This is a genomic window from Glutamicibacter sp., assembly GCF_050701915.1.
GTDB lineage: Bacteria > Actinomycetota > Actinomycetes > Actinomycetales > Micrococcaceae > Glutamicibacter.
On record NZ_JBOGEG010000020.1, the window covers coordinates 26,970 to 40,574 of the forward strand.

Sequence of the window (13,605 nt, forward strand, 5' to 3'; positions counted from 1 at the left end):
CAATTCCCTGCATGGGACCGGACTGAAAGGCAAGAAGCAGTGCTGGAAGTGCCAGGCGGGAAGCGCGGCCAGATCAGTGCTCGCTGATGCCTGAAAAGTTGGGAATTCCCACGGATTCGCCTCCGCCACTGGTTGGCATCCATTTGGGATGGCGCCGGCCCGGGAAAGGATCTTGACAGGCAGGACTCCAAAGAATCGCACGCCCGGTGGGGTGTGGGCGACAGCTCAAGCTGTCCTGGTATCAGTTCTCGGTATTTCAGTGCAAGAATCCGTGAAGTAGAGGCCCTTGGTCGGTAAGGTGCATTATGTGCCGATTGGGAGCCCAAAGCGATCGCGCGAGCGATACCACCAAGCGCCGCAATGCAGCGCCAACTGTTTGAAGGAGACTAGGAATGATCTTCACCAAGAAGGGCGACGCGGCTGTTCTCGCCAAGCTCAGCACAGCTCCAGCACCTTATCGCGAGATTGCCGAACGGCTTCATGCCATAATCGTGCAGAGCGCACCATCGCTGGAGCCGATTGTGCGCTGGGGACTTCCGTTTTACGTCCGGGATGGCAAGGACGTCTGCTACATCAAACCTGACAAGGACTTCGTTGCCTTCGGTTTTGGAGAAGTCGTGAATCCAGCCTATGAGGAAGGCTCCCACATGCATCCAGTTGCATGGACTATCACCTCGCTGGATTCTGCAACGGAAGAAAAGATTCGGGAACTGGTGAAGAAGGCCGCGGGCTGATTCCGAGCAAGCCAACTGGCAGCAAGATGAACAGGGCGCCCGCTACGGGCAGCCGTGTCGCCCGGAGCCCGTCCTCAAGCGCACGGAAGGCCCCGGCAGCGCCATTGCTGTCGGGACCTTCCTTAGCGTCGGTAGTGCTGAGGGCGGAAGCCTAGGCGGCAAGCATCGAGGTGCCGAGTTCATCTTCTGGCATCCACCCGGTCCAGGCCCAGTGGTTCCGGGGTTCGCGGGTGACGGCAACGCGCCGCGTGGTGGTTCCGGTCTGGACCTCAGTAGCTGGCTGGGTCAGTGTTGAAGCATTCATGATGCGCTCCCATGGGATTGGCTGGTGCGAGGATGGCCAGCGGTTGCTCGCCAGTTCGGCGAGGTGGACTAGGCGCTGCGGCGAATTGGCCTTGAAGCCGCGGACGGTCCGCAAGAACGTCTCCTGGCCCTGGTCGGCGCAAGGTTTCTGGTACGGCAACGGCGGGGTGCCCGACAGTGCTGCCGGGACCCCGCCGCGAGGAGATGCGCTAGGACCTACTTGACTGGGTCAAGCACGAAGTCGTAGGTGACCTGCTTGCCGTTGCCGGATTCGGCTGGCTGCACGTCCAGCATCAGTTCCGGCTTCACCGCGGTGGCGATGTCGTCGTCGTTGTGCGCGTCGCCCGGGAAGTACAGCTGGGCGGTGAGCAGCTCGTGGCCCTCGGCCGAGACCTTCAGGTGCAGGTGGGCCGGGCGCCATGCGTGCCAGCCGGCGGCGGCGATCAGCTGGCCGCAGGCACCGTCGGTAGGGATCTGGTACGGAGCTGGCTGCATGGTGTTGATCTGGAAGTTGCCTACCGCATCGGCGATGAAGGTGCCGCGCAGGTTCCACTCCGGGATGCCAGGAGCGAACTGCGAGTAGAAGCCCTCTTCATCTGCGTGCCACAGCTCGATCTTCGCGTTCTTCAGCGCGCTGCCGTCGGTGGAACGGACCTGGCCCTGGAAGAGCAGGTTGGTGCCCTTCTCGTCCTCGCGCATTGAGATGGTGGCGGGGGTGTTCTGCGAAGGCGCTTCGGGCACGTAGTAAGGGCCCTCGATGGAACCCTTGTTGCCTTCGCGGTGGTCGGTAGCGACCTCTTCCACCGAGTGCTCCAGCCATACGTCCATGAACAGCGGCCATTCGCCATCGTCGCCGACCTTGATCAGCCATGCCTTGAGGGCGTTGAACTCGTCGTAGCTCACGCGCTCTTCGAGGATGATGTCGGTGGCGGCCTTGACGAGCTTGGAAGCAAGCAGGTTCACGCGCTCGGTGGAGGTCGCGATGCTGCCGAGCTTGCCGGAGTTGCGGAAGCTGTCGGTGGCGGCGTTGCCGGACTTAGCTGCAGTTGCGTCTGCTGGAGTTTCAGTGGTCATGGTGACTCCCCTAAATTGTGTGGTGTGACGTATGCGGATCCATATTGTGACCCCCATCATCCCGGGTGATTGATATTCAATGTAGTGCAGTGTCTATGCCGAGTGAAATACTTATTTGGTGGTCATTGGGATGATTTGAATATCAATACTTGTGGGCTGGGACACGGATGGATTCCGCCGGCCCGGAAAAGTCCTAGACCAGCGAATTCGGGTGCTTGGCCAGCGCGGTGACCTTGATCTTCATGTACGGGTACATCGGGAAGCCGCTGAGGATTTCGTGCAGTTCGTCATTGGACTCGACGTTGTACAGCGAGTGGTTCGCGTACTCGCCGACCACGCGCCAGATGCCCTGCATCTTGCCGCTGCGCTGCAGGCTTGCGGAGTACTCCTTTTCCCGGGCCTGGAAGTCAGCGACCTGCTCGGCGGTCAGGTGGTCCGGGAAAACAACGTCCATACGGGCGAGGAACAACATGGGGATTTCCTTTAGTTCGAGGTGGAAAGTACTTGGTCCTGGCGGTAGCGCGCCAGCTTGGATTCGTCGATGGCGGCGCCCACGCCGGGCACGGTGCGCACCGAAATGCGGCCGTCGATGATCTGCAGCGGCTCGGCGAGCAGGTCATCGGACATGTCCAGGAAGTTGGACAGTTCGCCGGCGCGGCGGCTGGTGGCCTCGAAGGCCGCACCGAAGGTCACGGTGGCCAGCGAGCCGACCTGGGTGTCGATCTGGTTGCCCATGGTGACATCCACGCCCAGCCCGGTGCACAGGCCCAGGATTTCCGTGGCTTCGGTGAAGCCCGAGCGGGCGGTCTTGATGCAGATCGCGTTGGCGCCGCCGGAGAGCAGCTCGCGCGAGGCATCGCCCGCGGTTGGCGCGGACTCGTCGGCGACGATCGGGATCGGGGAGCGCTCGACCAGGCGGCGGCGGCTCATCGCTTCCTTGGCATCGCACGGCTCTTCGAGCATGGTCAGGCCCAAGCCCTCGGTCTGGCGCAGCACCTCCATGGACTCGTTCGCACTCCAGCCGCGGTTGGCGTCCAGGTAGATCTCCATGTCCTGGCCCAGCCCTTCGCGCAGCACGCGGCAGGCTTCGATGTCCAGGGCGAGCGGGCGGCGGCCGACCTTGAGCTTGAAGGTGGTGATGCCGTACTGCTCGCCGAAGCGCAGGGCCTCGTCAAGCAGCTCCTGGGCTGGCTTGAAGCCGAGCATGTGGCTCACGCGCATCGAGTCCGTGTAGCCGCCGAGCATCTTGTGCACCGGGGTGCCCAGCGCCTGGCCGATGGCGTCCCAGACGGCGATGTCGATCGCGCCCTTGGCCACCTGGTTGTGGATGGTCCTATCCAGCACCTGGCGGATCTTCGCGCGGTCCATGATATCCAGGCCGATCAGCTGCGGGGCGAAGACATCCTGCACGATCGCGACGATGGACTTCTGCGTCTCGCCGTAGGTGTACGGGCGCGGAGGGGCATCGGCCGTGCCGATCACTCCTTCATCGGTGTGCACGCGGATGAGCACGTGGTCCGCAGTGTGCACCTCTCCGCTGGCAAAGCGCAGCGGGTGGTTGTACGGGATGGCGTAGGGGATTGTTTCAATCCGCTGGATTCGCATCGGGGTCCAGCCTTTCTAGGGGGTCATTTTCTTGGGGATGAGTTCTTTGCACAGTTCCAGGAAGTTGCGCACCAGCGCCGACTCGTTGCCGGCCTTCCAGGCGATCGCCAGGTCGACTTCGGGTGCGTTGCGCAGCGGGCGGAAGGTGATCCGGGTGCTGTGCGGCAGGTAGTGGGTAGTGGGCAGCAACCCGATGCCCAGGCCCGCGGCGACGAAGGTGAGCAGGGTGGAAGTCTCGCTGGCCACCTGCGCGATCTGCGGGGCGAAGCCCACGCGGCGGCAGGAATCCATGATGATGTTGTTCACCGCGGAGGATGGCGGGTAGCAGATGAACCTCTCGCCAGCCAGCTGTTCCAGGTCCAGCTCATCGTGGGCGGCGAGCGGGTGGTCCAGCGGCAGGGCCACGGCCAGGTGGTCGCGGTCAAGCAGCATGTAGTCCACCTCGGTGCCGCGCACCGGCGGGCGCAGGATGGCCAGGTCCAGGCGCCCCTCGACCAGCCCCTCGACCATCTGCGGGGTGAGCATTTCGCCCTGCACATTCAACTGCAGGCCGGGCATCTGCTGGGAGCTGGCTTCGATGAGCTTGGGCATGATGCGCGAGGTGGCGCTGCCGGTTGAGCCCAGGCGCAGCACGCCCAGTGCCCCTTCGCCCACGGTGCGCACGTCGCGGGAGAGCTGGTCGAGCTCTGCGAGCAGGATGCGGCCGCGGCGCAGCAGCAGCTCCCCGGCGTTGGTCAGTTCCACCTTGCGCGTGGTGCGGATCAGCAGCTGGGTATTCAGGGTCTCTTCAAGCTGCTTGATCTGCTGGGAGAGCGGGGGCTGCGCGATATGCAGGCGCGCCGCCGCGCGGCCGAAATGGCGTTCTTCGGCGACAGCGACAAAGTAGCGAAGTAGTCTCGTGTCCATGGTGCTCCGATCGTCGGACCGCGCGTCGGATGCGCAGAAGACGCTTGCTGGCAACTCTAACGCGGCGGTCCAAGAGGGTGAAATACTTATTCTGGGTCGATTGAGAGTCTACAAGTATGAATGGGTGGGGCGTGTTGTGTTCGTCGGTTAGTTTCCGGGTCGAGGATCTCGTCGGGTGGCGCTGAACTGCCCCGGGACCCTTGTTGCCAGCTGGCAACCAGCATGGTCCCTTCTGCCGCCGTCACAGGGGAGGCCCCCTCCTGGCGCTTGGCAGCGGGGGAGGTCGCGGCTAGGGTGTGAATATGACGCTGGGCACATCTTTTGCGCCCGCGCAGATTCCGATGACGTGATCCATGAAGGGGTACACAGATGAAGGCCTATGCCCAGGGCGAGAGCGAACCGCAGCTGATCGAAGAGACCATCGGCGCCAACTTCGAGCGCACTGCAGCCCGCTTTGGCCCGGCAGCAGCCCTGGTGGAATCGGCCACCGGGCGGCGTTGGAGCTGGAGCGAGCTGGATGCGCAGATCAACCAGCTGGCCAAGGGCCTGCTGGCCGCCGGCCTGGAGGCAGGAGACCGGGTGGGCATCTGGGCCCCGAACTGCGCAGAATGGGTGTTCGCGCAGTACGCCACCGCGAAAATCGGCGTCATCCTGGTCAATGTCAATCCGGCCTACCGCACCCACGAATACGCCTACGCGGTCAACCATTCCGGGTTGCGCCTGCTGCTGGCGGTCTCCGAATTCAAGACCAGCAACTACCGTTCGATGGTGGAGGCAACCCGCGCCGACACCCCGACCCTTGAACGCGTGGTCTACGTGGATACTGGGGACTACGCGCAATTGCTGGCTGAAGGCGAACAGGTCAGCGACGAGGAGCTGGCCCGGCACCTGGCGGCCACCAAGCCCGGGGACCCGATCAACATCCAGTACACCTCGGGCACCACCGGCTACCCCAAGGGCGCGGTGCTCAGCCACCGCAACATCCTGAACAACGGCTACCAGGTCACCGGCATGATCGACCTGGACGAGCATGACCGGCTGTGCATCCCGGTGCCGTTCTACCACTGCTTCGGCATGGTCATGGGCAATCTGGGCTGCACCAGCCGGGGCGCGGCCATCGTCATCCCGGCCCCGGGCTTCGACGCCGAAACCACGCTGCGTGTGGTGGCCGAGGAGAAGTGCACGGGCCTGTACGGGGTGCCCACGATGTTCATCGCCATGCAGAACCTCCCCAATTTCAAGGACCACGACCTCTCGGCGCTGCGCACCGGCATCATGGCCGGATCCATCTGCCCGGTCGAGGTGATGCGCCGCTGCGTCGATGACATGGGGATGAGCGCGGTATCCATCGCCTACGGCATGACCGAGACTTCGCCGGTGTCCTGCCAGACCCGCAGCGACGACGATATCGAACGCCGCACCTCCACCATCGGACGGGTGCACCCGCATGTGGAAATCAAGGTGGTGGACCCGGTGAGCGGGGAAACCCTCCAGCGCGGGGAAACCGGCGAATACTGCACCCGCGGCTACTCGGTAATGCTTGGCTACTGGAACGACGTGGAGAAGACCCGTGCGGCCATCGACGACGAGGGCTGGATGCACACCGGGGACCTGGCGGTGATGCGCGAGGATGGCTACTGCACCATTGTCGGGCGCATCAAGGACATGGTGATCCGCGGCGGGGAGAACATCTACCCGGCGGAGATCGAGGAATTCCTCTACAAGCACCCGGACATCGAGGACGTCTCGGTGGTGGGCGTGCCGGATGCGAAGTACGGCGAGGCGATCTGCGCCTGCATCCGCATGAAGGCCGGCCGCGAACCCCTGGGCGTGGAGGAGATCCGCGAATATTCCTCCGGGCATCTGGCGCACTACAAGATCCCTGCCTACGTGCAGATCCTCCAGGATTTCCCGACCACTGTCACCGGGAAGATCCGCAAGAACCAGCTGCGCGAGGACGCGGCGAAATTGATCGAGCTGTAGCCAAGTAGCGCCAAGCGGGGGACTGAGGCGAAGCGTTGCTGTCGGTGGAGGTGACCTTGGACATAAATACTGCATCAGGGATTTTATTGACTGCTAGTTTTTCCAAGTAACTTCCTTGGGCAACCCTGGCATGATCCGCTGACCGGGATCAGATCCGGACCAGGCGTTGCCAAGGATTTCTTAACGTGATTGGGGCACGTACTTGCAGAAACATTTCAGCCGCTTGGTGGGCATCGCTGTCATTTTGATCGTCGTTCTCGCGGCCTCGCTATTGGTGTGGGCCTTGAGCATGAGCGAGAAGCCCGCGCTGATGTGGAACCCGATTCGGGTCCAGATCGGAGCTCTCTGGACAACTTTCTACAGCACCGAGCTGCCTGATCTGTCCATCCTCGTTTTCGCCGTTGCCGCCGCAGTGGTCCTGGTGCTGCTGGTGGTCCTGGGCGAACGCTTTGTCACCTGGCGCTATCGCCGGACGCCGATCCAGAAATCGAGCCGGCCGCTGGCGCCCAAGGCGGTGATGGCCCGCACGCGGGGCATCTACGCCGGGCCGGTCACCGTAACCGTGCTGATTCCGGCGCACAATGAAGAAGCCTCCCTGCCTTACACCCTCAAAGCCCTGGAGGAGCAGAGCTTTGCTCCCTCGCGCATCATCGTGGTTGCCGACAACTGCACCGACCGGACCGTGCAAGTTGCCGGCGAGCACGGGGTCGAGGTGTTCGAATCGGTGGAGAACAAGCATAAGAAAGGCGGCGCACTGAACCAGGCGCTGCACTCCATCCTGCCCGGGATGGGCGATAACGACTGCGTCATGGTGATGGATGCCGACAGCCAGATCGGCGCGGACTTCTTGGAAACCGCCCGGGACCGCTTCACGTGGGACCGCGCGCTGATGTCCGTGGGCGGGCTGTTCCATGGCGAAGAGGGCCATGGGCTGATCGGCCAATTCCAGCGCAATGAATACACCCGCTACCAACGCGAAATCGGCCGACGCGACGGCCGGGTCTTCGTGCTGACCGGTACGGCCTCGGTATTCCGCGCCACTGCCCTGCGCGAAGTGGCTGCGGCACGCGGGAGCATGCTTCCGGGCCCCCCTGGCGAAGTCTATGACACGGCCGCCTTGACCGAAGACAACGAACTGACAATCGCACTGAAAACCCTCGGCGCGCTGACTACTTCGCCGCAGGACTGCACGGTGGTCACCGAGCTGATGCCCAACTGGAAGATGCTGTGGGCGCAGCGGCTGCGCTGGCAGCGCGGCGCCTTGGAGAACCTGGGAGCCTACGGAGTCACCCCGCAGACTTTGCGGTACTGGGCACAGCAGATCGGCATCGGCTATGGCGTGATCGCGCTGTTCAGCTATTTCGCGCTGATGATCATCATGCTGATCTCCATGGACACTTGGGTGTGGTTCCCATTCTGGATGCTGCTTGGAGCGCTCTTCGCTGTCGAGCGCGTGGTTACGGTCTGGCACGGCGGCTGGAAGGCCAGGATCATCGCCGCGCTGGTGATTCCGGAATTGGTCTATGACGCCTTCTTGGACCTTGCGTTCCTCAAGGGCGTGGGGGATATTGCTTTTGCCCGAAGCGCGGACTGGAAGCACGTCGACCACGCGGGTGCCGCACGGAAGGAAAGCATCTCATGATGAATCACATCGTCCAGATCCCACGGGGAATCATTCTTCCCGAAAGCGTTCTGCTCAGTGATTGGTTCGCCGTGCTCGCTTCGTTCGTCGCGATCAACACCGTGCTCTATCTGGTTCTGGGACTGGCCAAGCTGCTGCCGGTGATCCGGATCCGCAGCTCGCGGGGGCGGGAACGGCGCTCAGAAACCCGGAATATCGATCCCGAGGCGTCCGTGTAGCTCATGCATCGCTGCCGGCAGGTCCGCCAGCTCCACGCCGGGGCTGAAATAGAAGCCCTGCGCATAGTCGAAGTCCAGCTTCCGGGCCAGATCGAGATGCTCACCGGTTTCGATCCCCTCGACGAGAGTCCTGGCACCGATCTCACGGGCAGCGGCCAGCAGGATGTCCACGTGTTCGCGAGCCTGCGTCGATGCCAGGTAGTGGATGAAAAGCGAACGGTCCAGCTTCACGATGTGCGGCTTCAGCCGGAGGATGCGCCCCCGCGTTGCGTAGCCGATGCCTGCATCGTCAACCAGCAGCAGGCAGCCGAGCTCATCTGCATTGATGCGGGCGGCATCGCAAACTTCGGGTGCGGACAGCTCATGCAGTTCCAGGCCCCAGGCCAGCCGGGGATCAAGCGCCGGCTCGGAATCCGCGAACGCCTTGATCGCTGGACCCGAAGCATTCATGGTGAGCAGCAACCCGTCGGGGAGGGCTTGGCTGGCCTGGACAATGCGGTCCAGGGCGCGAAGCTCCAATGCAACCAGGTTGCCTTCGGCCCGGGCTTCGGCGAAATGCTCGTCCGGGCGGCGCCCGTCGCCGAAGCGCGCCAGTGCCTCAAAACCCAGCAGCGTTTTGGAGCGCAGGTCGATCAGTGGCTGGAATACGAACTTCATGGTCAACCTAACCTGGCGATATGGGCTGGCAACTTGGGCGCTGATTAGGCGGCTGCTACGAATGAGATTTTACCGCGCCGCTGGCCTGGAACGCGCGGTAACGATGAATTTACGAGAAAGCGGGGAGATGGCATGCCGAGGACAACGGACCGGCGGGCAGATGACGAGGGAATTTGGTGGAGCCGGTTCCTGCCAGCCAGGCTCCGCCGGATCAAGCGCCTGGAAGTGGCTGTCACAGGGATGGTGGCAGTTTTCCTGCTGCTTTTCTATGCGGTCAACCTGGGCAATGATTTCAGTTCTCCGCTTGTCCAGAAGCTGGCGTTAGCCAGGGTTGCCGGAGCGCTGGCCCTGGTGATCGCCGTGTGGGCGATGCTGGACCGTTTCCCGTTGTGGATTGCCTATCTCGGGGCCCTGGCCGAACTGTCTGCTTTCGTTGCCTTTGTGGGATTCTCGGTCAACCACGAGCAGATCGTCTTCAGGCTCCAGGAGTTTCCGCTCATCGCACTGTATTTGTCGTGGCTCTTTCCACCGGCTGTCACCCGGTGGACCATTTATCCGATCATGGCTTTCACCATTCCCTGCTCGGTGTTCTTCGGTCCTGCTGCAGGCACCGAGCACCAAAGCGGGCTGTTGAACGTGCTGAGCTTGGTCTTCTTCACCGTCGCCGGGATGTTCGTCGGCCTCTACGTCAAGCGCCGCTTCCGCCAGCAAACCCAGATCGACGCACTGACCGGAGCATTGAACCGCGTCGGGCTGGCGGTGCGCGGAGATGCCGCTTTGCTCGCATCGCGGAAATACCGCAGGCCCCTGGCGGTGGCGCTGCTGGACCTGGATGGATTCAAGGAGATCAATGACCAGGGCGGCCACGAAGCCGGGGACCTGGCCTTGAGGGAACTGGTGCGGCATCTGCGCAGCGTGACGCGTGCCGGGGATCTCGTCTGCCGATTGGGCGGCGACGAATTCGTGCTGGTGTTCCCCAATACGACCCGGGGCCAGGCGCAGCTGTTGATGGAGCGCATCGAGCGGTCATCGCAGTTGGCGTGGAGCTTCGGAACGGCAGAAGCCCGCACGAATGACAACCTGAGCACGATGATCCTGCGTGCCGACCGCGACATGTACTCCTGCAAGCGCCAGCGTACTGCCGAACGCGGCAATGGCGGAGAGGAAAGCTGAGCTCCTAGGGCTAGGCGAGCTTGCCGCCCAGGCGGTCCTGCATCTTCTGGCTGGCCTCGTTCAGGCCGTGGATTTCCACGGTTTTCCCGTAGTTCTGGTACTTCGCGCGGATCGAGTCCAGGGCGGCGATGGTCGAGGCATCCCACAGGTGCGAATCGGACATGTCGATGATGACCTTCTCGGGGTCCTGCGCGTAGTCGAACTGGGTGTACAGGTCGTTCGAGGAGGCGAAGAACAGCTCGCCGTTGACCTTGTACACGGCGGCATCCGGGGTTGAGCTGCGGTCCACGGTGACCATATGCGCCACGCGATTGGCGAAGAGCACCATCGCCGAGAGGATGCCCGCGCCCACGCCGATGGCCAGGTTGCTGGTGATCACGGTGAGCGCCACGGTGATGGCCATGACGAAGGTTTCGCTCTTGGGCATCATCTTCAGCGTGCTCGGGCGGATGGAATGCCAGTCGAAGGTGGTTGCCGAAACCACGATCATCACCGCCACCAGCGCGGCCATCGGAATCTGTGCCACGATGTCCCCGAGCAGCACCGCCAGCAGCAGCATGAAGATGCCGGCGAAGGCTGTGGAGATGCGGGTACGCCCTCCGGAGACCTTCACGCCCACCATGGTCTGGCCGATCATCGCGCAGCCGCAGATGCCGCCGAAGAACCCGGTGACAATGTTCGCGGTGCCCTGCGCCCAGGACTCGCGGGTCTTGCTCGACGGGGTATCGGTGATGTCATCGACCAGCTTGGCGGTCAGCAGCGATTCGAGCAGCCCCACGAAGGCCACCGCGATCGCATAGGGCGCGATGATCTGCAGGGTCTCCATGTTCAATGGCACGCCGGGCAGGTGGAAGATCGGCAGCGAATCGGGCAGTTCGCCCTTGTCTCCCACGGTCGGAACGGCGACCTTGGCAAAGATGGTGATCGCGGTGAGCACCACGATCGCGATCAGCGGTGCCGGAACCGCCTTGGTGATCTTCGGGAAGTAGCAGACGATGGCCACCCCGAGGATCACCAGCGGGTAGACCATCCATGGGACATTGCGCAGCTCGGGCATCTGCGCCCAGAAAATCGAGATGGCCAGGCCGTTGACGAAGCCGATCATCACCTGGCGCGGGATGAAGCGCAGGAGCTTGGCCACGCCCAGCAGGGCCAGGGATACCTGGATGATGCCGGCCAGGACCACCGCCGCGAAGAGGTATTCCACCCCGTGGGTGCGCACCAGCGGGGCGACCACCAGGGCTACCGCACCGGCAGCAGCTGAAATCATGGCTGGGCGCCCGCCGGTGATCGCGATGACCACTGACATCGTGAAGGACGCGAAGATGCCCACGCGCGGGTCGACTCCGGCGATCACGGTGAAGGCGATGACCTCGGGGATCAGCGCCAGGGATACCACCAGGCCGGCGAGCAGCTCGGTTTTCAGCAACCGCGGGGACTTCAGGGTGCGCAGCACCGACTGTCGTTGCAGGGGCGTCAGTTCAGCGGTCGCGGTACTCACCGGGGCTCCGTTCCGTCAGGGGTCCCAGGGATAGGAAAGCGGGATCCCGTCTACGTTATCGCACCGGAGGTTGGCTATGCTCGGCGGAGCTGGAGATCTGCGCTACAAAAGGTGCGCCATGATCTTAAATTCGAATTCCCGGCCGAAAGCTTCGGCCGGGAATTCTCGATCATCACTCGCACCTCCATGAGGTACTTATCAATCTAGGGCGCGAAGCTATGCTGGCGCTGAGCGCTGGCTGCAGGTTTGGGGAGCACCTTGCCGCCGCAGGAATACGGGCAAGAAAACCATTCAGGAGCTACCGTGGCAGAAAACATCAAGCATGCGCGCAAGGCAGTGAATTGGGCATTGCTAGCCATCACGGCGCTAGGGCTGTTCGTTCCGGTTTTCCTCTGCATGCTACTGATCCAGTCCAACTGCGGATCGACAGGCGCGATAAGTTTCTTCAGCGACGTTCGCGCATTCCACAGTTCCGCGAGCTGTTGAGAAGCAGGCAAATAGTTCTGGATACAGAAACTGGCACTGTCGCAAGACCGACAGTGCCAGTTTCTACGTCATCACTCGCACCTTCATGAGGTACTTACTACTCTAAGTTGGCATTCTGTGGAAGCGATAAGCATGCACTGCGCGTAGGCCATGCATCCTGATTCCATTGCGCCGGGAGCATCAGACTAGCGACGATTGGGTTCCGGCTTTCGGCAGGTCCGTGAAGGCTGAGGCGACACCTGAGTAGGCAATGCGTCCGCCGCGAGTATTGACACCCTTGGCCAAGGCCGGATTCGATGCCAACGCCTGCTCGACGCCCTGATTCGCCAGCTGCAGCAGGTAGGGCAGGGTGGCGTTGGTCAGCGCCTTGGTGGAAGTCTGCGGAACTCCGCCTGGCATATTTGCTACGCAGTAGTGCCGGATCCCGTCCACTTCGAAGATCGGATCTTGGTAGGTGGTTGCGTGCGAAGTTTCGAAGGCACCGCCCTGGTCGATGGCGACGTCCACCAGCAGCGACCCGGGCTTGAGCAGGCCCAGCTGTTCGCGGGTGACTACTTTAGGCGCAGCGCGACCGGGAACCAGTACGGCGCCGATGATCACGTCGGCCTGGGACAGCTCGTTTTCCAGAGTCAGCGGGTCATTCATCAGGACCCGTGCCCGGTTGCCGAGCAGGTCGCCAAGTTGGCGGATGCGCGACGGCGACATTTCCAGGATGGTGACTTCAGCCTGCATGCCCAATGCCAGTTGCGCGGCCTGGGTTCCGACCACACCGCCGCCGATGACCAGAACCCGGCTCGGGGCCACGCCTGGCGAACCGCCCAGCAGCTTGCCTGGTCCTCCTTCAGGGCCGGTCAGGTAGGTGGCTGCCGCATGCGCCGCCAAGCGGCCTGCGATTTCGCTCATCGGCGTCAGCAGCGGCAAACCAGTGTGGTCCTGGACGGTTTCGTACGCGATGGACAGTGTGCCGGCATCCAGCAGCGCTTCGGTCAGGGGGCGGTCGGCCGCCAGATGCAGGTAGGTGAACAGCGCCAAGTCCTCGCGCAGGAACTGGTATTCGGCGGCAATCGGTTCCTTGACCTTGACCAGCAGTTCCGCGCTGGCCCAAGCTTCGGCTTGGGTGGCGAGGATGGCCCCGGCAGCAGCGTACTGCTCATCGCTGAAACCGGCATCCTCTCCCGCGCCGAACTCGACGTGAACTGCATGCCCCTTGGCGGTCAGCGCTGCGGCACCGGCAGGTGTGATGGCAACGCGCTGCTCGGCTGGCTTGATTTCCTTGACAACTGAGATGTGCATCGTCGGACTCTCTTCTTTGTATTGGTAGTG

13 protein-coding genes are annotated in these 13,605 nt (G+C 62.9%); 5 read left to right on the forward strand and 8 right to left on the reverse strand.

The window, feature by feature from the left end; all coding sequences use genetic code 11:
• The first annotated feature begins 392 nt into the window (after positions 1-392).
• Positions 393-734: a DUF1801 domain-containing protein gene (locus tag ACRDT3_RS12375; protein ID WP_431493261.1), complete on the forward strand. Its 342-nt coding sequence runs from the start codon at positions 393-395 to the stop codon at positions 732-734.
• A 151-nt stretch (positions 735-885) separates the two neighbouring features.
• Here the strand turns inward: ACRDT3_RS12375 and ACRDT3_RS12380 are convergent, their stop codons facing one another.
• From ACRDT3_RS12380 to ACRDT3_RS12400, 5 genes are all read right to left on the reverse strand, one after another.
• Positions 886-1,152, reverse strand: coding sequence for a hypothetical protein (locus tag ACRDT3_RS12380; protein ID WP_431493262.1), 267 nt, complete (start codon positions 1,150-1,152; stop codon positions 886-888).
• A gap of 101 nt (positions 1,153-1,253) precedes the next feature.
• On the reverse strand, positions 1,254-2,111 hold the full coding sequence (catA, locus tag ACRDT3_RS12385) for a catechol 1,2-dioxygenase (protein WP_431493263.1): 858 nt from the start codon (positions 2,109-2,111) through the stop codon (positions 1,254-1,256).
• A 193-nt stretch (positions 2,112-2,304) separates the two neighbouring features.
• Positions 2,305-2,583, reverse strand: a complete 279-nt coding sequence (gene catC / locus ACRDT3_RS12390; RefSeq protein ID WP_134779117.1) for a muconolactone Delta-isomerase — start codon at positions 2,581-2,583, stop codon at positions 2,305-2,307.
• A gap of 11 nt (positions 2,584-2,594) precedes the next feature.
• Positions 2,595-3,716: an enolase C-terminal domain-like protein gene (locus tag ACRDT3_RS12395; protein ID WP_431493264.1), complete on the reverse strand. Its 1,122-nt coding sequence runs from the start codon at positions 3,714-3,716 to the stop codon at positions 2,595-2,597.
• 15 nt (positions 3,717-3,731) lie between these two features.
• Positions 3,732-4,622, reverse strand: a complete 891-nt coding sequence (locus ACRDT3_RS12400; RefSeq protein ID WP_431493265.1) for a LysR substrate-binding domain-containing protein — start codon at positions 4,620-4,622, stop codon at positions 3,732-3,734.
• 369 nt (positions 4,623-4,991) lie between these two features.
• Here ACRDT3_RS12400 and ACRDT3_RS12405 point away from each other — a divergent pair, with 369 nt between their 5' ends.
• The 3 genes from ACRDT3_RS12405 to ACRDT3_RS12415 all read left to right on the forward strand — a co-directional run bounded on the left by ACRDT3_RS12405 (position 4,992) and on the right by ACRDT3_RS12415 (position 8,465).
• Positions 4,992-6,605 (forward strand): AMP-binding protein, encoded by a 1,614-nt coding sequence (locus ACRDT3_RS12405; protein ID WP_431493266.1) that lies wholly within the window; start codon positions 4,992-4,994, stop codon positions 6,603-6,605.
• A 202-nt stretch (positions 6,606-6,807) separates the two neighbouring features.
• Positions 6,808-8,247, forward strand: a complete 1,440-nt coding sequence (locus ACRDT3_RS12410; RefSeq protein ID WP_431493267.1) for a glycosyltransferase family 2 protein — start codon at positions 6,808-6,810, stop codon at positions 8,245-8,247.
• A complete protein-coding gene (locus ACRDT3_RS12415; protein ID WP_431493268.1) occupies positions 8,244-8,465 on the forward strand; it encodes a hypothetical protein in 222 nt (73 codons plus the stop codon). Before ACRDT3_RS12410 ends, ACRDT3_RS12415 begins: the two co-directional genes overlap by 4 nt.
• On the opposite strand, the gene ACRDT3_RS12420 is transcribed toward ACRDT3_RS12415, so the two are convergent.
• A complete protein-coding gene (locus tag ACRDT3_RS12420; protein WP_431493269.1) occupies positions 8,427-9,122 on the reverse strand; it encodes an EAL domain-containing protein in 696 nt (231 codons plus the stop codon). The genes ACRDT3_RS12415 and ACRDT3_RS12420 overlap by 39 nt on opposite strands.
• A 132-nt stretch (positions 9,123-9,254) precedes the next feature.
• On the opposite strand from ACRDT3_RS12420, the gene ACRDT3_RS12425 reads away from it, so the two are divergent.
• The gene (locus ACRDT3_RS12425; RefSeq protein ID WP_431493270.1) at positions 9,255-10,295 is read left to right on the forward strand and encodes a diguanylate cyclase domain-containing protein; all 1,041 of its coding nucleotides are present in this window, start codon (positions 9,255-9,257) and stop codon (positions 10,293-10,295) included.
• A gap of 10 nt (positions 10,296-10,305) precedes the next feature.
• Here ACRDT3_RS12425 and ACRDT3_RS12430 read toward each other — a convergent pair whose 3' ends face one another.
• Together ACRDT3_RS12430 and ald are read right to left on the reverse strand one after the other, a co-directional pair.
• Positions 10,306-11,796, reverse strand: coding sequence for a SulP family inorganic anion transporter (locus ACRDT3_RS12430; protein ID WP_431493271.1), 1,491 nt, complete (start codon positions 11,794-11,796; stop codon positions 10,306-10,308).
• A 666-nt stretch (positions 11,797-12,462) separates the two neighbouring features.
• Entirely contained in the window at positions 12,463-13,575 is a 1,113-nt protein-coding gene (ald, locus tag ACRDT3_RS12435) for an alanine dehydrogenase (RefSeq protein ID WP_431493272.1), read from the reverse strand.
• Positions 13,576-13,605 lie beyond the last annotated feature (30 nt).